At 45.5% G+C, this 22,807-nt stretch carries 21 protein-coding genes and 1 pseudogene; 20 read left to right on the top strand and 2 right to left on the bottom strand.

Features of this window, described 5'->3' with window-relative positions; all coding sequences use genetic code 11:
- Positions 1–4 precede the first annotated feature (4 nt).
- The 5 genes from C400_RS0102790 to pyk all read left to right on the top strand — a co-directional run bounded on the left by C400_RS0102790 (position 5) and on the right by pyk (position 4,458).
- Entirely contained in the window at positions 5–502 is a 498-nt protein-coding gene (locus tag C400_RS0102790) for a phosphatidylglycerophosphatase A family protein (RefSeq protein ID WP_025364511.1), read from the top strand.
- A gap of 153 nt (positions 503–655) precedes the next feature.
- Positions 656–844 (top strand): hypothetical protein, encoded by a 189-nt coding sequence (locus tag C400_RS0102785; protein ID WP_007429680.1) that lies wholly within the window; start codon positions 656–658, stop codon positions 842–844.
- A 180-nt stretch (positions 845–1,024) separates the two neighbouring features.
- On the top strand, positions 1,025–1,918 hold the full coding sequence (gene accD, locus C400_RS0102780) for an acetyl-CoA carboxylase, carboxyltransferase subunit beta (RefSeq protein ID WP_016819618.1): 894 nt from the start codon (positions 1,025–1,027) through the stop codon (positions 1,916–1,918).
- Positions 1,919–2,902 carry an acetyl-CoA carboxylase carboxyltransferase subunit alpha gene (locus C400_RS0102775; RefSeq protein WP_016819619.1) on the top strand — a complete coding sequence of 328 codons (984 nt, stop codon included), beginning with the start codon at positions 1,919–1,921 and terminating at the stop codon, positions 2,900–2,902.
- 125 nt (positions 2,903–3,027) lie between these two features.
- Complete coding sequence (gene pyk, locus C400_RS0102770) at positions 3,028–4,458, top strand: pyruvate kinase (protein WP_016819620.1); 1,431 nt, start codon at positions 3,028–3,030, stop codon at positions 4,456–4,458.
- 95 nt (positions 4,459–4,553) lie between these two features.
- Here the strand turns inward: pyk and C400_RS0102765 are convergent, their stop codons facing one another.
- The gene (locus C400_RS0102765) at positions 4,554–5,441 is read right to left on the bottom strand and encodes a LysR family transcriptional regulator (protein ID WP_017425914.1); all 888 of its coding nucleotides are present in this window, start codon (positions 5,439–5,441) and stop codon (positions 4,554–4,556) included.
- Between the two features lie 206 nt (positions 5,442–5,647).
- Here C400_RS0102765 and C400_RS0102760 point away from each other — a divergent pair, with 206 nt between their 5' ends.
- The 7 genes from C400_RS0102760 to C400_RS0102730 all read left to right on the top strand — a co-directional run bounded on the left by C400_RS0102760 (position 5,648) and on the right by C400_RS0102730 (position 11,829).
- Complete coding sequence (locus tag C400_RS0102760; protein ID WP_016819622.1) at positions 5,648–6,571, top strand: phosphate ABC transporter substrate-binding protein; 924 nt, start codon at positions 5,648–5,650, stop codon at positions 6,569–6,571.
- A gap of 105 nt (positions 6,572–6,676) precedes the next feature.
- Positions 6,677–7,609: a phosphate ABC transporter permease subunit PstC gene (pstC, locus tag C400_RS0102755; protein ID WP_013370343.1), complete on the top strand. Its 933-nt coding sequence runs from the start codon at positions 6,677–6,679 to the stop codon at positions 7,607–7,609.
- On the top strand, positions 7,609–8,505 hold the full coding sequence (gene pstA, locus C400_RS0102750; protein ID WP_016819623.1) for a phosphate ABC transporter permease PstA: 897 nt from the start codon (positions 7,609–7,611) through the stop codon (positions 8,503–8,505). Before pstC ends, pstA begins: the two co-directional genes overlap by 1 nt.
- A 17-nt stretch (positions 8,506–8,522) precedes the next feature.
- On the top strand, positions 8,523–9,365 hold the full coding sequence (pstB, locus tag C400_RS0102745; RefSeq protein ID WP_016819624.1) for a phosphate ABC transporter ATP-binding protein PstB: 843 nt from the start codon (positions 8,523–8,525) through the stop codon (positions 9,363–9,365).
- Between the two features lie 206 nt (positions 9,366–9,571).
- Positions 9,572–10,780, top strand: coding sequence for a pectate lyase (gene pelA / locus C400_RS0102740; RefSeq protein ID WP_017425913.1), 1,209 nt, complete (start codon positions 9,572–9,574; stop codon positions 10,778–10,780).
- A gap of 135 nt (positions 10,781–10,915) precedes the next feature.
- Entirely contained in the window at positions 10,916–11,434 is a 519-nt protein-coding gene (locus C400_RS0102735) for an acyl-CoA thioesterase (protein ID WP_017425912.1), read from the top strand.
- Entirely contained in the window at positions 11,431–11,829 is a 399-nt protein-coding gene (locus C400_RS0102730) for an FxsA family protein (RefSeq protein WP_013370347.1), read from the top strand. The genes C400_RS0102735 and C400_RS0102730 overlap by 4 nt, the downstream gene beginning before the upstream one ends.
- Before the next feature lie 29 nt (positions 11,830–11,858).
- Here C400_RS0102730 and ytvI read toward each other — a convergent pair whose 3' ends face one another.
- Positions 11,859–12,977 (bottom strand): sporulation integral membrane protein YtvI, encoded by a 1,119-nt coding sequence (ytvI, locus tag C400_RS0102725; protein WP_017425911.1) that lies wholly within the window; start codon positions 12,975–12,977, stop codon positions 11,859–11,861.
- A 344-nt stretch (positions 12,978–13,321) separates the two neighbouring features.
- Between ytvI and citZ the strand changes: the two genes are divergently transcribed.
- The 8 genes and pseudogenes from citZ (at position 13,322) to C400_RS0102685 (ending at position 22,793) form a co-directional block, all read left to right on the top strand.
- Positions 13,322–14,434, top strand: a complete 1,113-nt coding sequence (citZ, locus tag C400_RS0102720; RefSeq protein ID WP_017425910.1) for a citrate synthase — start codon at positions 13,322–13,324, stop codon at positions 14,432–14,434.
- Between the two features lie 147 nt (positions 14,435–14,581).
- On the top strand, positions 14,582–15,877 hold the full coding sequence (gene icd, locus C400_RS0102715; RefSeq protein ID WP_016819629.1) for an NADP-dependent isocitrate dehydrogenase: 1,296 nt from the start codon (positions 14,582–14,584) through the stop codon (positions 15,875–15,877).
- Positions 15,878–15,893: 16 nt separating this feature from the next.
- Positions 15,894–16,835 (top strand): malate dehydrogenase, encoded by a 942-nt coding sequence (mdh, locus tag C400_RS0102710; protein ID WP_016819630.1) that lies wholly within the window; start codon positions 15,894–15,896, stop codon positions 16,833–16,835.
- 387 nt (positions 16,836–17,222) lie between these two features.
- A complete protein-coding gene (locus C400_RS0102705) occupies positions 17,223–17,639 on the top strand; it encodes a hypothetical protein (RefSeq protein WP_017425909.1) in 417 nt (138 codons plus the stop codon).
- Positions 17,640–17,857: 218 nt separating this feature from the next.
- A complete protein-coding gene (locus tag C400_RS0102700; protein WP_025364514.1) occupies positions 17,858–18,727 on the top strand; it encodes an SDR family oxidoreductase in 870 nt (289 codons plus the stop codon).
- Between the two features lie 120 nt (positions 18,728–18,847).
- Positions 18,848–20,651: pseudogene (pnpS, locus tag C400_RS0102695) on the top strand (two-component system histidine kinase PnpS).
- A 128-nt stretch (positions 20,652–20,779) separates the two neighbouring features.
- On the top strand, positions 20,780–21,511 hold the full coding sequence (locus tag C400_RS0102690) for a response regulator transcription factor (RefSeq protein ID WP_017425908.1): 732 nt from the start codon (positions 20,780–20,782) through the stop codon (positions 21,509–21,511).
- A gap of 157 nt (positions 21,512–21,668) precedes the next feature.
- Positions 21,669–22,793 carry a methyl-accepting chemotaxis protein gene (locus C400_RS0102685; protein ID WP_017425907.1) on the top strand — a complete coding sequence of 375 codons (1,125 nt, stop codon included), beginning with the start codon at positions 21,669–21,671 and terminating at the stop codon, positions 22,791–22,793.
- The last annotated feature ends 14 nt before the right edge of the window (positions 22,794–22,807 follow it).

The raw sequence follows: 22,807 nt of genomic DNA, 5'->3' as shown, positions 1-22,807 counted from the left end.
AATTATGTCCTATGAATATGCAGAAACCTTGTTAAATCGCAGAGGCATTCGGATCGAGTCCATTGCGGACATTGTTTTTCAGCTTCAGCTAAAATATTATCCTCATTTGACTATGGAAGAATGTGTAGAAAGTGTCAAAGCGGTTTTGCAAAAGCGAGAGGTACAATATACACTGCTGACTGGCATTGCACTCGATGAGCTGGCCGAAAAAAAACTTCTTCCCCAGCCACTTCAAGCCATTATGGAGGCAGACGAACCGCTGTATGGAGTGGACGAGACAATGGCTCTTGGCATTACGAGCGTGTACGGCATGATTGGCTTGACCAGTTTTGGCTATCTGGATAAAGAAAAGATTGGAATTATCGATAAGCTGAACCAAAAAGGCAGTGGCATTCATGTGTTTTTAGACGATCTTGTCGCCGGATTGGCTGCCGCCGCTTCTTCGCGTATTGCCCATCGGAGCCTTCATGCCAAGCATTATCCTGCATCATTGGATGTTTAATTGGCCTGAATAAACAGAATTAATGATTATCTAGGCCCTCCGACGGAACTTGAATGATCAGGAGGGCTTTTGTTGCGGGAAAAAAGTAAGGTATGTTATCATGAGTCTATTATATGGGCTCAAAACTTGAGGCTTAGGGGGTAGAAACAAGGCATGTGGACGGTGATATATATTGCACCGACGGCCAGACTGGCTGACATGATTAAGCTCAAACTGTCTGAAGAAGGTTTTATGGTGCAGACCCGGGCCATCAGTGCATCCAAGCAACAGTTTGAGATACTTGTGCCTTCGGGTGAAGTCGAAGAAATACAGGAAGTGCTTAATTCGATTTTGCGCCCTTGAGTCCGGAACGGCGGAAGTGATACAGCAGCATGAATGGAACAAAGGATGCACGATCGGCGGTAATGTTGTATTAACAGGCGTTGACGTGTGTATGAACATAATGCTTAGAGGTGCCGCATCGACGGCAGAGGACCTTGTATCGGTTACGGCTGACAAATAAACGGCTGGAGAGGTGTAGTTGTGTTTAAAGATTTATTCCAAAAGAAGCGTAAATACGCGACCATCCCTTCGGAACGGGCGCTGAGCGGCGATCAAGCGGACATGCCGGATCGTCCCAAACGGGAAATTCCCGAAGGTCTTATGACCAAATGTGGCAAGTGTGGAAGTATTCAATACAGCAAAGAGTTGGAGAAAAATTTGAAAGTGTGTCCGGTGTGCGGATACCATATGCGTTTGAATGCAATGGATCGCATTCGCATGGTGCTCGACGAAGACACGTTTACGGAATATGATGCCGATATGATTTCGGTTGATCCGCTGGACTTTCCGGGATATGCAAGTAAGTTGGAGCAACAGACCCTGAAATCTGGCCTGCGCGAGGCTGTCGTTACGGGCGACGGCCTTATTCATGGGCATCCTGTTGTCGTAGCGGTGATGAGCTTTGACTTTTTTACAGGCAGTATGGGCTCGGTCGTAGGAGAGAAAATTACGCGTGCCATTGAGCAGGCGATTGACAAGCGCTTGCCGCTTATCATCTTCTCCACATCCGGTGGGGCACGTATGCAGGAAAGTATTCTGAGTCTGATGCAGATGGCCAAAACAAGCGCTGCTCTCGCTCGTCTGGACGAGCAGGGATTGCTCTATATTTCTGTGATCACTGATCCGACTACAGGTGGAGTCTCCGCCAGCTTTGCTATGCTTGGAGATATTATTATTGCAGAGCCAGGTGCTGTATTTGGTTTTGCAGGTCGTATTGTAATTGAGCAAACGATCAGACAGAAGCTGCCGGATGATTTCCAAACTTCCGAATTTAATTTGCAGCACGGACAATTGGATATGGTTGTACATCGCAAGGAACTGCGTGATACCCTTGGGCAATTGCTTGATCTGCACAGTGTGAAAGGGGAGGAATAAATGGCTGGCGAATTGCCTTATGAAAAGCCCCTGGTCGAGATGCGACAGAAGATCGAAGAACTTAAGCAATTCGGACAGGACAAGCAAATTGATTTTACAGATGAAATTAACCGTCTGGAAGAACGTTATCTCCAGATGGAAGAAGAAATATACACGAACATTACAGCATCGCAAAAGATGCATCTGGCTCGTCATCATCAAAGACCAACGTCCCTTGATTTGATCGAGCAGGTGTTTACAGATTTTATTGAATTGCATGGCGACCGCTTGTTCGGAGACGATCTGGCGGTTGTGGGCGGGATTGCCAAGCTAAATGGTATTCCGGTGACCGTCATTGGTCAGCAACGTGGTAAGGATACGAAAGATAACATTGCACGCTTTTTTGGTAGTGCTCATCCGGAAGGATTCCGTAAAGGCTTGCGGCTGATGCAGCAGGCTGAAAAATTTAAGCGTCCTATTATTACATTTATTGATACGAAGGGCGCTTATCCGGGTAATACAGCAGAGGAGAGAGGTCAATCGGAAGCGATTGCCCGCAATTTGCGGGAGATGGCAAAGCTTTCGGTGCCTGTTATTTGTGTGGTCATCGGCGAGGGTGGAAGCGGCGGTGCGCTTGCGTTTGCAGTGGGTAACCGTGTGCTGATGCTGGAACACGCCATTTATTCGGCCATTTCTCCGAACGGCGCAGCCTCGATTCTATGGAAAGATGCTTCTAAGGCAGATCAGGCAGCTGAAGCGATGAAGATCACCGCTAATGACCTCCTGCGCATGGAGATTATCGAGGATATCGTGCCAGAGCCGAAAGGGGGCGCACATCGTAACTATGAAGTGACTGCTGCCGCAATCAAGGAGTTATTAGAACGTCATTTGGCAGACCTTACGAATATGAGCTGCGATGAATTGAGAGAAGACAGGTATCAAAAATTCCGGAAAATAGGACAATATACTTTCTTAAAACCTTCGGAATCTGAACCTATGTTGTAATACGCTGGAAACGGGTAACAATAAATATGACGAACTTCCTATACAAATAGGAAAAAGTGTAGTAGATTTAATTGTTGGAAAAAGATATAAAGAGTAGCACCTTTGAAAACGGAGGAAAAACCCAAATGCGCAAAACTAAGATTGTATGTACCATCGGTCCTTCCAGTGAATCATTGGAAAATGTGAAGAAACTGATTATGGCTGGTATGAACGTAGCCCGCCTGAATTTCTCTCACGGTGATTTCGAGGAGCATGGCAACCGGATTAAAAACATCCGTCAAGCTTGTAAGGAGCTTAACAAAAATGTTGCTATTTTGCTCGATACGAAGGGGCCGGAAATCCGGACAGGAAAGCTCGAAGTTGAACCTATTGAGCTTGTTCAGGACGAGTTCATTACGCTGACAACGGAAGAAATTCTCGGTACGCAAGATCGTATCTCCATTACGTACAAGGATCTTCCCTCGGACGTGGAGCCCGGCTCCACCATTCTGATCGACGATGGTCTGATCGGACTCACCGTTATTGAAGTATCAGGCACTGAAATCAAATGCCGCATTGTCAATGGCGGAACGATCAAAAGCAAGAAGGGCGTTAACGTTCCAGGCGTTGCTATTTCATTGCCTGGTATTACGGAGAAAGATGCGAATGATATCATTTTCGGTATTGAGCAGGACATTGATTTCATCGCGGCTTCTTTTGTTCGTAAAGCAAGTGATGTACAGGAAATTCGTGAATTGCTGGCGAAGCACAACGCAAGCCACATTCAAATCATCTCCAAAATAGAAAATCAGCAAGGTGTTGACAACCTGGATGAAATTTTGGAAGCTTCGGATGGTCTGATGGTTGCCCGTGGTGACCTCGGTGTGGAAATTCCTGCTGAAGAAGTACCTCTGGCGCAAAAATTGATGATTAACAAATGTAATGTAGCTGGCAAGCCTGTTATTACAGCAACACAAATGCTGGATTCCATGCAACGTAACCCGCGTCCGACTCGTGCGGAAGCAAGTGACGTAGCCAATGCTATTTTTGACGGAACAGATGCAATTATGCTGTCCGGCGAAACAGCTGCGGGTAAATATCCGGTAGAATCTGTATTGACCATGTCACGTATTGCCGAAAAAGCTGAGTCTTCTCTGAACTACCGCGATTTGTTCAAAAAACAAAGAACGGCTCAAGAAATTAGTATTACAGAAGCAATCAGCCAATCCGTTTCTATTTCTGCACTTGACCTGCATGCCAAAGCAATCCTGACGTCCACACAAAGCGGAACAACGGCGCGTATGATCTCTAAATACCGTCCAGAAGCTCCGATTGTCGCTGTGACAACACAGGAAAGAACCGTTCGCCGTTTGGCTCTGATCTGGGGCGTACATGCAGTACAAGGCAGACCCATCGTTGACACAACAGATAGTCTGTTTGACAATGCGCTGGAAGGTGGTCGCAAATCTGGCCTCGTTAAAGAGGGCGATTTGGTTGTGATTACAGCGGGCGTACCTCTTGGTGATTCCGGTTCCACGAACCTGATCAAAATTAGCTGCGTACCAGCACAAGCGTAATTGTAGTCCCCGCAAAGTAATACAGGGATGGCATTTACTCGTTACAATAAGTAAAAGAGCATTCAGGTCCATAAGACCTGAATGCTCTTTTTTTGTTAACTAGTTTTTATTCCTTCTCGTCGTATAAAATCAAGGAATGTCTGTTGCATCATGTTCCTATGTGTATCTTGTTGATACACGATGTTTATTTGATAATAGCTCTTTTTTTTGTCAGCTTCGGGAAAAGGAAGCCATTCCACCGAGGGGACAGTATGATCCTCGCTACGAACTCCGCAGGCAGGAAAGAAGGCAAGCGCGTCACCGCCACTTACCACTTGCTTTACTGCTTCCCAAGAGTTAATTTCCAGATGGGATTTAATTAGCGAAGAATAGGAATCTACAACGGATGCCCCGCTATATTTTACCCATATGTGCTTATCCAGCGTATCGAGCCCATTGATGTCCAATGACTTGGATGTCTCAGCCGATGCAGAGCGGATAATCCCCACCTGATCTGAAGCCACTGGTTCTGCCACCGTATTCTCCAGAAGAGATTCTCCATCGTCGAGAAAAGCAAAATCAATATCTCCCTCTTTCAGTAGCTGCTTGATTACATCCGGAGATTGAATCTCTAACTGAATACGCCATTCTGGATATTGTTGTGCAAATTCAGCCATGATAGTTGGGAGAAGATACATGCCTGAAATCGACTCTGCGCCCAGATGTAAGAGGCTCTGAGATTCTTCTGTCTGTTCATCTACAGCTTGTCGGGCCTCTTGCTCAAGAGAGAGAATCTGCTTTGCGTAAGGCAACATTTTTTTACCAGCCTCGGTTAGCATAATTCTGCCTTGTTGGAGAGAGAACAGAGTCGCACCTATTTCCTTTTCCAGACTTTTCATATGAAAGCTGACGGTGGGCTGTTTGATTTGTAAAGTTTCGGCCACCTCCGTCGCTTTATGGTATTTATCGATCAGCACTAAGATGCGCAATTTTAAAATATTCATAGAATCGAACAACTCTCCTTACTTGATATTTATGCGTGAATTTAAACTATAGATTAATTATATACCGAAAAATAATTTATCTATCAATATTTTATATTTGTTTTACAAAACCTAGTCGTTCGTCTAACATTCCGGGCCTACAATGTAAAAGTGTTGATGGTCATAAATAAAAAACCGTCACTTAACTAAGGGGAGGACAATAAAAAATGTTGAAAAAATGGCCGTTCATTCTGATGACTCTCACCATGGTATTTGCACTTGCAGCTTGCGGATCCGGTAACAATGCTGCACCACAAGGAGACGCTGCTGCAGGAACAGACAATAAAGCAGCTGCTGAACTGACAGGTAACATTCTGGCTGTTGGCTCCACTGCACTTCAACCATTGGTAGAGCAAGCGGGACAAAAATTTATGGCTGTCGATAAATATAAAGGCATTGCGGTTCAAGTGCAGGGTGGCGGTAGCGGTACTGGCTTGACCCAAGTTTCCGGTGGACAAGCGGATATCGGTAACTCTGACGTATTTGCAAAGGAAAAACTGGAGAGCGGCGCAGAAGAGCTGGTCGATCACCAAGTAGCTGTTGTAGCTATGTCAGCGGTAGCGAATCCTAAAGTAGGCGTAACAGACCTGAAAAAAGATCAACTGGTACAAATCTTCACAGGTAAAATTACGAACTGGAAAGAAGTTGGTGGTGCAGATCAAAAAATCGTGATCGTGAACCGTCCAAGTAGCTCCGGTACTCGTGCAACCTTTGAAAAATACGCGCTGGGACAAAAAACAGAAGATCTGCCAGGCTCCATTCAGGAAGATTCCTCTGGTACTGTGAAAAAGCTGATTGCTGAAACACCTGGTGCGATTGGTTACCTGGCTCTGTCCTACATCGACAACACAGTAACTGCTTTGAAGTACGACGGTGTGGAAGCTAACGTTGAAAATGTAGAACAAGGTAAATATCCAGTGTGGGCATATGAGCATATGTACACTAAAGGTGAGCCAAAAGAACATGTAAAAGCATTCCTGGACTATATTCTGTCTGATGAAATCCAAAAAGCAGACGTTGTAGACCTGGGATACATCCCGGTATCAGGTATGCAAGTGAAACGTGATGCTGACGGTAATATCACGAAATAAGGAGAGCGATCTCCTGTTCGGATGAACGCAGCTAACGCGAGTATATTCACGAAGAAGAGGCGGACTAACGTCCGGCCTCTATTCTTCGCTTAAAGGAGTTACAGTATGGAACCAATTGAAGGGAAGGCATACATGGAACAGAATAAACGATCCCGAGTTATGAAAGAAAGACATTACTGGGAAGAATGGACCGGCCGCATCTATACGTCGGTTTGTGTCGTTTTTTTAGTTGCAGTCATTGTCTCCATCGTATATTTTGTTGCCTCCAAAGGTGTAGCTACATTTGCGGTGAATGGAGTCAGTCTGCGAGAATTTTTCTTTGGAACCAAATGGAGCCCGGATGGCGAGCCCAAGTCCTTCGGCGCGCTTCCGTTCATTACGGGTTCTTTTGCCGTAACCATACTAGCGGCCTTAATTGCCAGTCCGCTTAGCTTGTGCGCAGCTTTGTTTATGACGGAAATCGTGCCGAAATCGGGTAAACGTATCCTTCAGCCTGCCATTGAATTGTTATCCGGCATTCCGTCGGTTGTCTATGGCTTTGTCGGCTTGACCGTAATCGTCCCATTGCTGCGAAACGTGTTCGGGGGACAAGGCATCGGTATTCTCGCAGGTTGCCTTGTGTTGTCGGTTATGATATTACCGACGATTACGAGTATTATGGCGGATGCGTTGTCTTCCCTGCCGGGGGGACTGCGAGAATCCTCTTATGCATTGGGGGCTACCCGCTGGCAGACAATTGCCCGTGTTATTATCCCGACGCTGCTGCCTGCTCTTTTAACAGGAATTATTCTCGGGATGGCTCGTGCCTTCGGAGAAGCGTTGGCTGTACAGATGGTCATCGGGAATGCTCCGCACATACCGCATTCCTTGCTGGAATCCGCTTCGACCTTGACCAGCGTCATTACACTTAGCATGGGCAACACAGCGATGGGCTCCGTTCATAACAATGCACTCTGGAGTATGGCGCTTGTTCTTCTGCTCATGACATTTATTTTCGTGCTGCTGGTAAGGCTGCTTGAAAGGAGAAACCGGGTTTGATGAAAGCTAAAACGACCGACAAGATCGCTACATTTGTAATCTGTTTCTTCGCCTTGTTCATTGTTGCACTTTTGGTGGGATTGCTGGGCTTCATTTTGGCCCGTGGAGTCAGTCATATTTCTTTTGACTTTCTAACCAGTGCTCCGCAAACGTTACGTGCAGGTGGCGGCATTGGTCCGCAACTGTTTAATTCTGTATTTTTGCTAATCTTAACTTTGATTATCACCATTCCAATTGGCTGGGGCGCCGGCATTTACATGGCGCAATATGCAAAGCCGGGAAAAATTACGGACTTCATACGACTTGTCGTCGAAGTATTGTCCTCGTTCCCGTCGATCGTCATTGGATTGTTTGGACTATTACTCATCGTCAATACATTTAATTTTGGCTTTTCCCTCTTGTCAGGGGCGCTGGCTCTAGCCGTATTCAATCTGCCGCTGATGGTTCGCACAACTGAGCAGGCTTTCCGTGCTGTACCGAAGGAGCAAAAGGAAGCCGGACTTGCGCTCGGATTGTCCAAGTGGAAAATCATTACTTCCATTTTGTTGCCAGCAGCGCTGCCAAGCTTGATTACGGGTACCATCTTGGCCGCAGGCCGTATTTTTGGGGAAGCCGCCGCATTGCTGTTTACAGCAGGGATGAGTACACCGCCGCTTGATTTTACCGATTGGAATCCATTGCATGCCAGATCGCCTATTAATCCGATGCGACCTGCCGAAACATTGGCTGTTCATATTTGGAAGGTCAACAGTGAAGGCATTGCTCCTGACTCCAAAGATATCGCCGCAGGCGCTTCTGCGGTATTGGTGCTGCTCGTTCTGGTCTTCAACTTGAGTGCAAGATGGTTCGGAAGAGTCGTTTACCGTCGGTTGACAGCTGCCAAACGAATGGATTAGAAAGGGGATGGAGAACAATGGAACATGTGATTACACGAACGGCAAAAACCGCCACACCAGCAACATCCGTTCAGTCTACGCGTTCAGAACAACTTGCGGGGCAAGCGCCACATCCGTTCAGTACTGAGGATTTGAGTATTTATTACGGAAGCTTTGAGGCCGTGAAAAAAGTAAACTTAGCTTTTCCAGAGCAGACCGTGACCGCCCTGATTGGGCCTTCCGGCTGTGGTAAATCGACTTTTTTGCGTTCCCTTAACCGAATGAATGATGAGATTGCGTCTTCATCGACAACGGGACATATTTGGATGGACGGACAGGATTTAACGGCACCTGAGACGGACGTGATCAAGCTGCGTCAGCAAATAGGCATGGTGTGGCAACGGCCTAACCCTTTTTACAAATCGATTTATAATAACATTGCGTTCGGTCCTAAATACCGGGGAGTGCGCAAAAAGAAGCAGCTCGATGAAATCGTCGAAAGCAGCCTGCGTAAGGCGGCATTATGGGATGAGGTCAAGGATCGTCTTCACGATTCGGCTCTTGCTCTGTCTGGCGGGCAACAGCAGCGGCTTTGTATTGCACGTGCACTTTCCGTTCAACCGAAAATTCTGTTGCTTGACGAGCCAGCTTCCGCGCTGGACCCTGTGTCTACAGGCAAGGTGGAAGAGCTTATTACCGAATTGAAAAAAGAACTGCGCATCGTTATTGTGACGCACAATATGCAGCAGGCTGCACGAATTTCCGATTATACTGCCTATTTTTATGTTGGAAGTTTGGTGGAACATGGGAAAACAAACGATATATTCACCAATCCTGAAAACGAGTTGACTCAAGAGTATATCATGGGTCGCTTTGGATAAGCCGTCCAGATTGACGACTTGTTATAGATATAAAACATGATAAACATCTTACTAATCTAGTATTGGTAAGATGTTTTTTTATTAGTTTAGTAAACTCTTACATTTGTATATAATAAAATATATTGATTATTTGGTTATATTTTCATATAATACATGTGTTTAATAGTTCTTGAAATACCACAATCCAATTAAAGGAGAGGTTTGCAATGAAGTTTAACGTTAAAAAATCTGTCAAATGGATTGCTTTTTCTGGAATGGCTATTACCCTAACAACTGGACTTGTTAGCCCTTCATGGGCAGCAGCTGAGCAGAATGTGACTGATGCAGGTGCGAGTGTTACCCAAGCCGTATACAATGATGCAAACGTTTACAAAAATGCTGTTGTTCCACTGGCTAGTGTGAATGTGAGTAGTTTGCTGGATAAGTATCGTGATTTTAGTAAATTTTCTACAGGAAATACATCCAAGGACACTACGCTTGCTTTGAATATTGTATCGTGGCAATTGCCGCATGGTGGATTCTTCAAAGCGATGGAAAAGAATTATAAATCCAAATGGGATGGCAAGGCAGCACGTTCTACATGGAAGAGCAAGGATGGTGTTGAACTCGGAACGTTTGATAACGAGGCCACGACAACCGAGATCCGCTTTTTAGCGGATGTATACAAAAAAACTAAAAACAAAGACATTAAAAACAGTGTACAAAAAGCAGTTGATTTCGTACTAACCTCTCAATATTCCTCTGGCGCTTGGCCGCAGGTATACCCTAAACGTGGTAATTATTCTGATGCCGCAACCTACAACGATGATGCTATGGTTAGAGTGATGGTACTGGCAGATGACATTGTAAACAAAAGGCAGCCGTTTGATAGCGATATTCTTGACAATACATATCGCTCCAGACTTCAGCAGGCTCTGAATAAAGGCGTACAGTATACACTAAAAGCTCAAATTGTAAACAATGGCACACCAACAATTTGGGGAGCACAGCATGATCCGGTTACTTATGAATCTGTGCCTGCGCGAGCATTCGAGCTTGCTTCCAAAACAACGACGGAATCGGTAGGCATTACCGCATTCTTAATGTCTCAACCTCAGACGACTGAGGTGAAAAAAGCAGCTCAGAGTGCCTTGAAATGGTTTGACACGAATCGGATCGACGGCATGAAATACAATCGTCAAGGTCCGGAGTTTTTCCAAAAGGATGCATCAAGCGTGATGTGGTATCGTTTCTACAACGTGGAGGACAATAAGTATTTCTTCTCAGACCGAGATGGCAAAAAGTATACGGACATCATGAAAATTAGTGAAGAAAGACGACTTGGTTACGCCTGGGCGGGAAGTCAGGCAAAGAGCTTACTGAAACTGGCTTCGGAAAGTGGATATTATAAACTGTCCAAGCCGTTGCCACAATAATAAAGCCATCATTCTAAATGCTTTGAGAGGGAGAGCCGTATGGTTCGGCCCTCTTTTTGTTCCCAGGCGGTAAATATGGTTTAATGGAGAGAGGGCAAAATAGAGATAAAGATGCACAAAGATAGGAGAGCTTGTATGACTCAAGAGGAGAAACAAACGCAACTACGATGGTATGGCGCACCTCTACGTGTCCGTTATCAGGAAAGCGACCAGATGGGGGTCGTGTATCATGCGAATTATTTAAACTGGTTTGAGATCGGGCGTACGGAAATGATTCGGCAGGCAGGCTTTAACTACCGGAGCATGGAGGATCGAGGAGTTTTGCTGCCAGTTATTGAAATCAATGCGAAATATGCGAGCCCTGCTCGATATGATGATTTAGTTACTATCTATACCGCTATTACGGACTTCTCCAGACTACGTCTGAACTATACTTATGAGGTTCGACGGGTAACGGATGAGGAGCACCAAAACAATGTGGGAAAGGTATGGACAGAGGCTGACACGCTGCCGGGAGAACTGCTGGTCACAGGATCGACACGACATGTGTGGTTGAATACCGACTGGAAGCCCGTTCGGCTCGATCAGGCACTGCCTGAGTTGTACACTGCGTTAAGGTCTGCTTTTACAGGCGGGGAGGGACAGAAGTCATGATGATGCGTAAACGTCTGTGGCTGTTGCTGCTGCTCATTCCTTTGGCGGAGCTGTACGGGTTTATATGGGTAAGTCACTGGATTGGAGCGGGGAAAACTATTCTGCTCATTATTCTGACGACCCTGATTGGCGCTGCCATGATGCAATTTGAAGGTCGAAAGGTGATTGCCGATGCCAAAAATGAAATGAACCGGGGCCAAATGCCTGGCCGTAAAATGCTGGATGGATTATGTGTGTTTTTCGGCGGGAGCTTGCTGCTTATCCCTGGATTTATAACGGATATTATTGGTTTTACGTTGGTGTTTCCTTTAACACGAGTATTGTACCGACGTTTTTTATTAAAGTGGCTGGAGAAAAAAATGAAAAACGGCAGTATTACGTTTCGGCGGTTTTGACTGAGCTGCCGTTGTCCCCTCTCTATAACCTAGCGGACTCTTCCAGCAAGAATGTAGTTGCGCAAGTCCTGAATGACATTTGCACGATTCAGTGCATCAAGAACGATGAGTGATACAGGTCCGATAATGAGTCCTAAAACGCCAAACAGCTTGAGCCCGATGAACATACCGATGAGGGTGGGAAGCGGGTTCAATCCCACGCTGCTGGCCAGCACCTTAGGCTCCACGATCTGCCGTCCAATCAACAGGATGGCATAGAGGATCGACAATCCAACCCCTAGTGCCAAATTCCCTGACATATACGCATACAGTGTCCACGGAATCATCACAATGCCAACCCCTAAATAAGGTAACAAATCCACCAGCCCGATCATCAAACCGATGGTAAAGGCCGATTCCACACGCAAGATGAACAGCCCAATGATAACCGTTAATGCCGTAATGGAAATGATAATAAACTGTGCACGCAAATAGCCGTACAATGCTTTACGCAGATCGTGCCAAATATCTGACAATGGTTTGCGGATCGTATCAGGAACCGTATTCGAAAGTATTCGACTATGTCGATCCCAATCCTTACTAATAAAAAAGGCCGCTAATACAATAACCATTAGCACAGCTCCCATATTAGGCAGAGAGGTTAGCAAATTTAAAACCCCATTAAAAAATTGACCGACTAGCGTAGTAACAGCAGAACTGACGGTTTGAGTCGTTTTATCAATATTGCTGTTAATGGTGTGTTGGTAATCGGGATTATCCCGAATAAAATGGTTGATTTCAATAATTATATTTTGGATTAAATCGCTTTGCGTCCAATCAATAAACAGGCTTTTAAAACGCTCGATATGCCCGTCAAAAGTCATGGCCAGCTTAATCATTTCTCGAACCATTCGGGTGATTGCAGCAGACAGGATGATTGTGATTCCGCCTAAATATACAAATAAGGAGACCGTGACAGCCGCCCAACGTGGCATACGAGCCTTGTTACGCAAAAAAACGACCAATGGGTTCATAGCATAGGCCACAAGCCAGGCGAATAGGAAAGGATAAACGAGAGGGAACAGCATATATATGCCCAGCAAGAGAGCTACAATCACGATTACGACCCATAGAGCACGAAATATGCGATTCAAGATTAACCGACTCAAGCTCTCACGACTCCTTTCTTTTCGATGGCACTCCTTAAAGGAGGTGCTCTACTATACTTATGCGGGAGGAGAGGAAGACAAGACCTATGTAAAAAAGTGCAAATGAACGCATATATTTTGTAAGGGGTTTCAAAAATTTCTTTATAGATGCGATAAAACATTTGAATGTGTTGGAATAGCCCTCAATGTTCACATAAACGACAAAATCCAGTATAGTGAAAGAAGGTTTAAATATTGACATATGGCGTTAACATTACTCAGCTAAATAAAAGACATATCTTACTTTTGAAAATGTTTACATTGCAAGTCCGTTCACAATGTTTTTACAAAGGAGAGATGTAACGATGACAGCGACTAAAGGTCTGGAAGGGATCGTAGCGACCACTTCCTCCATAAGCTCTATCGTAGATGGCGTTCTCACGTACCGGGGTTATAACATTGATGATTTGGCTGTTAACGCCGATTTTGAAGAGGTAGCTTATTTGTTGTGGTTTGGAAAATTACCTGACCAAGAGCAATTGCAAGAGCTTCGCAGCCAGTTAAACGAATATGCTGCTATTCCGGATGAAATTATTACTCAATTAAAGTTATACCCGAAAGAATTGAGTACGATGGCTGCCTTGAGGTCAGCTGTATCGTCTCTTGCTTTGTATGACCCAGAGGCGGATGATATGTCAAGAGAGTCCAATGTGACCAAAACCGTCAAGCTTCAGGCGCAATTGCCCACAATTGTGGCAGCCATAGCGCGTATACGCGAAGGCTTGGAACCAATTGCGCCTAAAAAAGGTGTTTCCATTGCTGAAAACTTTTTGTATCAGCTGACTGGCAAGGACCCGGAGGAGACGGCTATTAAGGCGTTCAATCAGGCTCTCGTGCTGCATGCCGATCATGAATTGAATGCTTCGACCTTTGCTGCGCGTGTAACGGTAGCCACTTTATCAGATATTTATTCCGGGATCACGTCTGCCATTGGGGCCTTAAAAGGACCGTTACATGGTGGGGCCAATGAGGCTGTTGCCAAAACACTAGAGGAGATTGGCGGATTGGATCAGGTGGACTCCTATATTCAGGCCAAACTGGATAACCGCGAAAAAATTATGGGCTTTGGGCACCGTGTCTATAAAAACGGTGATCCGCGTGCCAAACATTTGCACAAAATGTCCCGCGAGCTGGGAGAAATGAACGGCGACACTACGTTGTTTGATATGTCAGTTCGAATTGAGAGTATTGTAACAGGGCAAAAAGGCTTGAAGCCGAATGTGGATTTTTATTCTGCCTCCGTATATACCCAGTTGGGTATCAAGAGGGATCTGTTTACTCCTATCTTTGCTGTAAGCCGTGTATCGGGGTGGACTGCACACATTTTGGAGCAGTATGAAAATAACCGTTTGATTCGTCCGCGTGCGGAATACACAGGTCCGATGGATCAAAAATATGTGTCCCCAGAGCTGCGCTAACCTTTGGAGGAAGATTGAGGTTGTATACCCTGAATTTAAAAAATAAGGTACAATAGAAGGGTCGGCGAGAGATATACGTTTTTGTCTGTGATAAAGATCATGTCTTTCGTCCTGTACCCATTCATATCTGAGGAGGAAAAGGAACTTATGGCGAAATTTGAAAAGTTTGAGCTCCCAACTGAAGGCGAAAAAATTACAATTGATAACGGTCAACTGCAGGTTCCAAATCATCCGGTAATTCCGTTTATCGAGGGTGACGGCACAGGTCGCGACATCTGGAAAGCTTCCAAGCGCGTACTGGACGCGGCTGTAGAAAAAGCATATAACGGCACGAAAAAGATTGCCTGGTATGAAGTATTCGCTGGTGAGAAAGCTTTCAATACATACGGCGAGTGGCTCCCTAACGATACTTTGGAAGCCATCCGTGAGTATATTGTAGCCATTAAAGGTCCACTTACGACACCTATTGGCGGTGGTATCCGTTCATTGAATGTGGCATTGCGCCAAGAACTGGACTTATACGTATGCCTGCGTCCTGTTCGCTACTTTAACGGTGTCCCATCTCCAGTAAAACGTCCTGAGTTGGTAGACATGGTCATTTTCCGTGAGAATACAGAAGATATTTACGCAGGGATCGAATATGCCGAAGGGTCTGAAGACGTGAAAAAGGTAATTCAGTTCCTTCAGCAAGAGCTGGGCGTGAATAAAATCCGTTTCCCTGAAACCTCAGGAATTGGGATTAAGCCAGTTTCCTCCGAGGGTTCAAAGCGTCTGGTACGGGCAGCTATTCAGTATGCCGTTGACCATGGGCGCAAGAGTGTAACGCTCGTACACAAAGGTAACATTATGAAATTTACCGAAGGTGCCTTCAAAAACTGGGGTTATGAAGTAGCTGAGCAAGAGTTTGCAGATAAAGTATTTACTTGGGCTCAGTATGATGTCATCAAGGAAAAAGAAGGTGAGGATGCGGCAAATGCAGCTCAAAAAGCAGCTGAAGATGCAGGCAAAATCATTATTAAGGATGCGATTGCTGATATTGCACTTCAACAAGTGCTGACTCGTCCTTCTGAATTTGATGTCATTGCTACGCTGAACCTGAACGGGGACTATCTGTCCGATGCTTTGGCTGCTCAAGTTGGTGGAATTGGGATCGCGCCAGGTGCAAACATTAACTATGTAACCGGGCATGCTATCTTTGAAGCTACGCATGGTACAGCTCCAAAATATGCAGACAAAGACGTAGTGAACCCTGGTTCCGTAATTCTGTCCGGCGTTATGCTGCTTGAACATTTGGGCTGGAAAGAAGCAGCTGACCTGATTTACAAGGGGCTGGAGACGTCCATTAATAAAAAGATCGTAACTTATGACTTTGCCCGTCTGATGGACGGTGCTACACAGGTGAAATGCTCCGAGTTCGCGGACACTATTATTAGTAACCTGTAAGGAAGGGGAATACTACTTGACCATTCAACGCAAAAAAATATCCATTGTTGGCGCCGGTTTTACCGGTGCCACTACCGCATTGCTGCTGGCTCAAAAGGAGTTAGGTGATATCGTACTCATTGATATTCCGCAACTAGAGAATCCGACTAAAGGCAAAGCGCTTGATATTTTGGAAGCTGGTCCAGTGCAGGGATTTGACACCCAGATCATGGGCACTTCTAATTATGAGGATGCAGCCAACTCGGATATCGTCATTATTACAGCCGGGATCGCGCGCAAGCCGGGGATGAGCCGTGATGATTTGGTCAATACGAACGCAGGAATTATAAAATCCGTATGTGAGAATGTGAAGAAGTACGCGCCCAATGCTATCGTCATTATTCTGAGTAATCCGGTCGATGCTATGACCTATACGGCGTACCAAACGCTTGGCTTCCCGAAAAATCGGGTTATTGGCCAATCAGGTGTGTTGGATACGGCTCGGTATTGTACCTTTATTGCACAGGAACTGAATGTTTCGGTTGAAGACGTGCGCGGTTTCGTTATGGGAGGGCATGGTGATGATATGGTACCGCTCGTACGCTATTCCAGCGTAGGAGGTATACCTATCGATAACCTGATTTCTCAGGAACGTATCGAAGCGATTGTACAACGTACACGAGTGGGTGGCGGAGAAATCGTTAACCTATTGGGTAATGGCAGCGCATATTATGCTCCAGCAGCTTCGCTTGCGCAAATGACAGAAGCGATTGTAAAAGATAAAAAGCGGATTATACCAGTCATTGCTTACCTGGAAGGAGAGTATGGCTATCAGGACCTGTTCCTCGGTGTACCTACACTTCTTGGCGGGAACGGCATCGAAAAAGTGTTCGAGTTGGAATTGACAGCTGCAGAAAAAGCAGCGCTCGATCAATCTGCCGAAGCGGTTCGTAATGTGACTAAAATAGTCAACGTATAAATACGATTTGCTACTAAAACGGTATACTTTTTTACTTAAAGAGGTGTCCACAAGTCATAGTTATGGCTGTCGGTCACCTCTTTTATTTTTAAATAGTCTATTGTTTTCTTCCTTTTCTTTTAATATTGAAAGTTTCAGTTTGGATTTGCTGGCACCAGCGGAGCGAACGGAATGATTGCGGACAAGTATCCACCCGAGTTGAAACTTTCCCCCTCATATTCCTTTGCTTTGACCCACTTCCCCGGTATAATAGAGTTCATATGCACTAATAGTTACATAGAAAAGCATGTCCCAAAACATTGCAAAGATGCTAGTCATTCGTTGGAATATGATCGTTCTATGGAAAAATCAGTTTGTAAGAAAACAAAGAATTGGAGGTTATAAAGAATGTTTTTTATTCACATTATTGGATCACTGGCAATGGGCTTTTATTTATTGCTTCCCTTCGTCGTGGGCAAAATCGACAAATTGGCTCCAAGTGCGCAGGAGGGAACGATATCGGCTGTGCAGCTATTGAACCGTTTGGCGCAATTTGCACTAATCCTTGTGCTTATTAGCGGCATCTATATGATTTTTGCTTGGAAGTCTTATTCGGTAGCATGGATCGTTGTCGTGTTGTTGTTGTTTCTTGCTATTTCTGGTATCGCAGGTGCTATGGGTAAGCCATTACGATTGTCACTGGAAGCGGTTCGCAACCAACAGCCAATTACGCAATACGCTGGTAAAGTGCGAATGTTCAGTACACTGTTGGCCGTCTTCATGATCTTAATTACGTTTTTAATGGTATACAGCCATATTATTTAATGAATCATTTTATGAGCGGTTGGAATTGAATAATAACAACGGCTAACGTTGAAAAAAACGGTCTGTGCAGAATAAGCATAGGTCGTTTTTTTTGTGTACTCACATAGCTGGATTTTTCTTTTTTCGTTTAACGGATAAGTTTGTGTGGTAAATCAGGAGTAGAGTGGATGCAAATGTTGCATCCTAAAAAATATCTGATTTTGAAGGGAGAATGTACAATGGCTAAAAGCAACCAACCTCAGCAAACCTTGCCCCCGCAGCACCAGGAACAGCAACCGGGGATTGAGTCCAAAATGACGCCTGCACCGCAATTTGAAAAACCAACTTACAAAGCGGCTGGCAAGCTAACAGGCAAAGTTGCACTGATTACTGGTGGAGACAGTGGAATTGGGCGGGCTGTAGCTGTCACGTATGCCAAAGAAGGTGCGGATGTAGCTATCGTCTACTTGAATGAGCATAAGGATGCGGAAGAAACCAAACGTCAGGTCGAACAGGAAGGACGCAAATGCGTGTTGATTCCTGGCGATATCGGAGATGACCAATTTGCCAAAAAAGCGGTGCAACAGACGGTGAACGAATTGGGCAAGCTTGATATCGTCGTGAACAATGCGGCCGAGCAGCATCCACAGCAAAAGCTGGAGGATATCACCAAGGAACAGCTGGAGCGCACGTTCCGCACGAATATCTTCGGTATGTTCTTCCTAACACAAGCGGCATTGCCGCATTTGAAGAAAGGGAGCGCGATCGTCAACACAACGTCAATTACCGCATACGCTGGGAATAAGACGCTCATTGATTATTCTTCCACCAAAGGGGCAATCACATCATTCACTCGTTCCCTATCACTCAATTTGGCGGATCAAGGTATTCGAGTGAACGCTGTAGCCCCAGGGCCGATCTGGACACCGTTAATCCCGTCTACCTTTGATGCCAAGACGGTCAGCGAATTTGGAGGAGCACAGCCCATGAAGCGACCGGGTCAGCCGGAAGAACTGGCGCCAGCTTATGTGTACCTTGCTTCAGACGATTCGTCTTATGTAAGCGGGCAGGTTATTCATATCAATGGCGGTGAAGTTGTAAACGGGTAAGAGGATAAAGAAAAGGTTGGGGCAGTCTTTTGCTCTGGCCTTTTTTCTTTTCACAGTGGAACATAATGCAGGTAGCCTGTAGAATGAGATTAACTTACATAAAAGGATGGGCAAATTTCTATGAAATCGTTTCGTTTCAGGCTTACCCTGATCATGCTGATTTTGATTGGCGTATCTGTCCTTGCTGCTGGGATCACTATGGGACAAATTTTTAAAAATTCGAATATGAAGGTGCTAGAGGAGAACATGGGTCGTGAGATCGATCTGCTTCGCGCTACTTTCCCATTTGTTAATGCTGATGCCCTATCCAGCACAGATTACGTCTCCTATTATTCTCAGAAGGCGAAGGAAATTGCCCATCTGACCGATTCGCGAGTGACCTTCATTCGTAAGGATGGAACGGTGGTGGGTGATTCGTTAAGCGATCCACGCAAGATGGAAAACCATGCATCGCGTGAAGAAATACGGCAAGCTACGTCGGAGGGAATCGGACGGACGATACGCTACAGTGAAACTTTGCAACGAAACATGCTATACGTCGCTGAGTCTGTTGTATCGGACAAGGGCTTTGACGGATATATCCGTTTGTCCATGAGTCTGAAAGCGGTGGAAGAGGGAATGCAGCGAGGCTGGACGGCCATCGGGATCGGTCTTGTGTTGCTGTTTATTGCTGCTGGACTGATGAGCTATCGTATTGCTCGCAGCCTCACCTCGCCCATTGAACATATTACAGGGGTAGCCAACCGCATTTCAGGACTAGATTATGACGCTAGGGTCGGTGTACAGCGCCGGGATGAGGTAGGACAACTAGGTGAAGCCATTAATCGTATGGCTGACAGCCTCCAAAACCAAATGAAAACGATTCGTGACAATGAGGATCTGCTGCAAAGCGTCATGAGTAATATGACAGGCGGGATTCTGATGATTGATGCTCGTGAATGCATAGCGCTTGTCAACCGTGAGTCTGAGCGAATGCTCGGTGTCGTGGGTAAGCGGGTGACAGACAAGCCGTATCATGAGCTGAAGAAGCACTATGAGCTCACAAAGCTTATTGAAGGTAGTATACAAAGCCGAGAAAGGCTGCATGGTGAGGTGCATTTGTACAATCCTGAGGAACGACTCGTTTTGCTGGATGGTGTCCCTATGTATGAGGATGAAGGGGGATACCGGGGGATGCTGTTCCTTTTGCAGGATATTACAGCTATTCGACGGTTGGAAAATATGCGAAGCGAATTTGTGGCAAACGTATCCCATGAGCTAAAAACACCGATTGCCGCAGTCAAGGGTTTTGCCGAGACATTGCTTGGTGGTGGGGTTAAAGATGAGGAAACGGCCCGTTCCTTTTTGCAAATTATATATGACGAAAGTGAACGACTGAATCGACTGATCGGCGATATTCTGGAGCTTTCCAAAATCGAGTCCAAACGGTCCCCCCTGGATTGCTCTCCAATTCATATCTCATCTTTTATAGAATCATTGCTGGAGAAACTGAATAATGTAGCAGCCAAAAAAAAGAATTACGCTGCACATGGATATCCCGGATGAACTGTTTATGGAGGCAGATGAAGATAAGCTTCAGCAGATTTTCCTGAACCTTTTGTCTAATGGCATTAACTATACCCTTGATGGCGGCAAGGTAAAGATCAAGGTTATAACGTTACAACGGGACAATGACACAGAAAAGGTCGTATTTACAGTCAGTGATACGGGTATTGGGATACCGAAGAAGGACCTGCCACGTATCTTTGAGCGCTTTTACCGGGTGGACAAAGGACGCTCGCGCAACTCGGGCGGAACGGGACTGGGATTGTCCATCGTCAAGCACCTGGTCGATCTACATCATGGTACACTCTCGGTCGAAAGCGAGCTTGGTTTGGGTACCACGTTTACCGTTGAATTACCATTATTGCAACAGGAAGAATGAACTATAACATTTTTTACATTGTGTTAACAATGCCGTGATAAAATAAACGGGTGTCGCATGAGTATGGAAAAGATTTCAGGATTTTGACCAATGCGCCTTTAACAGGTAAACAGGAGATGAAGTTATTAATGGGACAACGTTTGCTGGTTATTGAGGATGAACCAACGCTTGCCAGATTGCTATCCTACAATTTGATACAAGAAGGTTTCGAAGTGGACACGGAGGATCATGGCAGTGCTGGGTTTGAAAGAGCCTCCAGAGAATCCTACGATTTGATCCTGCTGGATTTGATGCTGCCGGGGATGAATGGACTGGATATTCTCAGCAGACTTCGCCATCAGGGGCTGACAACACCTATCATTATTCTAACCGCTAAAAACGGGGAGGCTGAGGTGGTCCAAGGACTGAAGTCGGGTGCTGATGACTACATCACCAAGCCTTTTGGCGTTTCTGAGCTACTGGCCCGCGTAACGGCTGTACTGCGAAGAACATCCGGAGGGGATGAAGGAGTGTTGTCTGAACAGAAAGATGGCTCCAAAATTCAACTGGGCGAGCTGGAGATCTACCCTGAGAAATATGAAGTCATTCTTGGAGGTCAGTCCATCAACTTAAGACCGAAGGAATTTGAGGTGCTCCTCTATTTGTCCCGCAAGCCGGGTGTGGTCCTGACTCGGGATGATCTAATGAATGCCGTGTGGGGCTTTGACTACATCGGCGGTCAACGGACAGTGGATGTACACGTCAGTTCCTTACGTAAAAAGCTGGAGCTTGATCCCGACTCGGTTCATATTGATTCAATCCGTGGAGTGGGGTACAAGCTGGTTGTAAATAAAAAAAGAAGCGCTTCTCATTTGTTATAAATGAGGAGCGTTTTTCTCTTTCCAGGCAGTAGCAGCGACTTTTATGTCCATTTTGTGATTTTACATTTCATTAACAAAAATAGTCGTTAAAATCAACAAATGACCGATATGATGTTCCCGTCACTTCAAGTAGTAAAAAAAAGGGGACTTCAGAACGATGATAACGGAACCAAAGACCCAGACGAGTTCCACTGCCGTGATTGAACGTGAAACGTTCAAGCCGATTACTACCTATGTGCCATGCCGGGAGGTTCCGATCATTGGCACGGATATGTCTTGCAAAGAACTGTTAGCACTCATGAAAACACAGGGAGATATTCCCTGTGTCATCGTCGTGGATAAAAATGATCTTCCTTTGGGCATCATCATGAGAGATGCGTACAATCGTCATTTTACGGGCAGGTTTGCTGCGGCATTGTTCTATGACAAACCGGCTTCCCTATTTGCCGATCCGAATACATTAATTGTGGATTTGAAAAGTCCAGCAACGGAAATTGTAGAACAGGCGATGATGCGTGAAGATCAGCGTTTTTACGATTGTTTATTGATAAAGGAAGGGACAAGATTACTCGGTGTACTCACAATTCGTGATATCCTGTCTGTCGTTCAGCGAATGCAAAGAGAAGCAGACGAAGATCGGGGCGATGTGATTCGACATAGCTATGACGGAGTCCAGCGTATTCGGATGACTGTTTTGGATGCAGCGAAAGAGGCGGATGACAGTGTGCAGCTAACTCGCTCAATGAGTGAATTATCCCGCCGTGGTAAAGTGGAACTGGAGGATGTTCTGCTTTCTTATCATGCAGTAACGGAACAAATGAAGCGCCAGCATGAGCAGATGACAGCCTTAACCCAATCGCTGAATGATATTGCGGGCATGGCCTCATCCATTCGTGCATTGGCAGATCACAGCGGATTGCTGGCGATCAATGCGTCTATTGAAGCGGCCCATGCTGGCGAACACGGGCGTGGCTTTCAGATTGTGTCTCAAGAGGTTCGGAATATGTCACTCCAGACCAAAGCTTTTTCTGTACAGATTACCGGCTTACTCACTCATATTGAGCAAATGCTGCGTGACACTGCTGAACTGACGGATACGAGTATGCAGCAGATTCATACAGGCTCTAAATTTATATCTGCCGGAACCCAAACGTTTGCCAAATTATTGCAGGCAGTCGATGAAATAGAGGCTAAAAATAGTGAAATGTCCCGTTCCGCAGAAGAAGCGGCCTTGAATGCAGCTGGAATAGCACAGGAGCTTGAGCTCATGCTGAGTTCTTGATCATTTTACATACC

This window comes from Paenibacillus sp. ICGEB2008 (genome assembly GCF_000307675.1).
GTDB lineage: Bacteria > Bacillota > Bacilli > Paenibacillales > Paenibacillaceae > Paenibacillus > Paenibacillus polymyxa.
The sequence above is the reverse complement of the archived record's forward strand: the minus strand, read 5'-3'. Positions and strand labels throughout refer to the sequence as shown.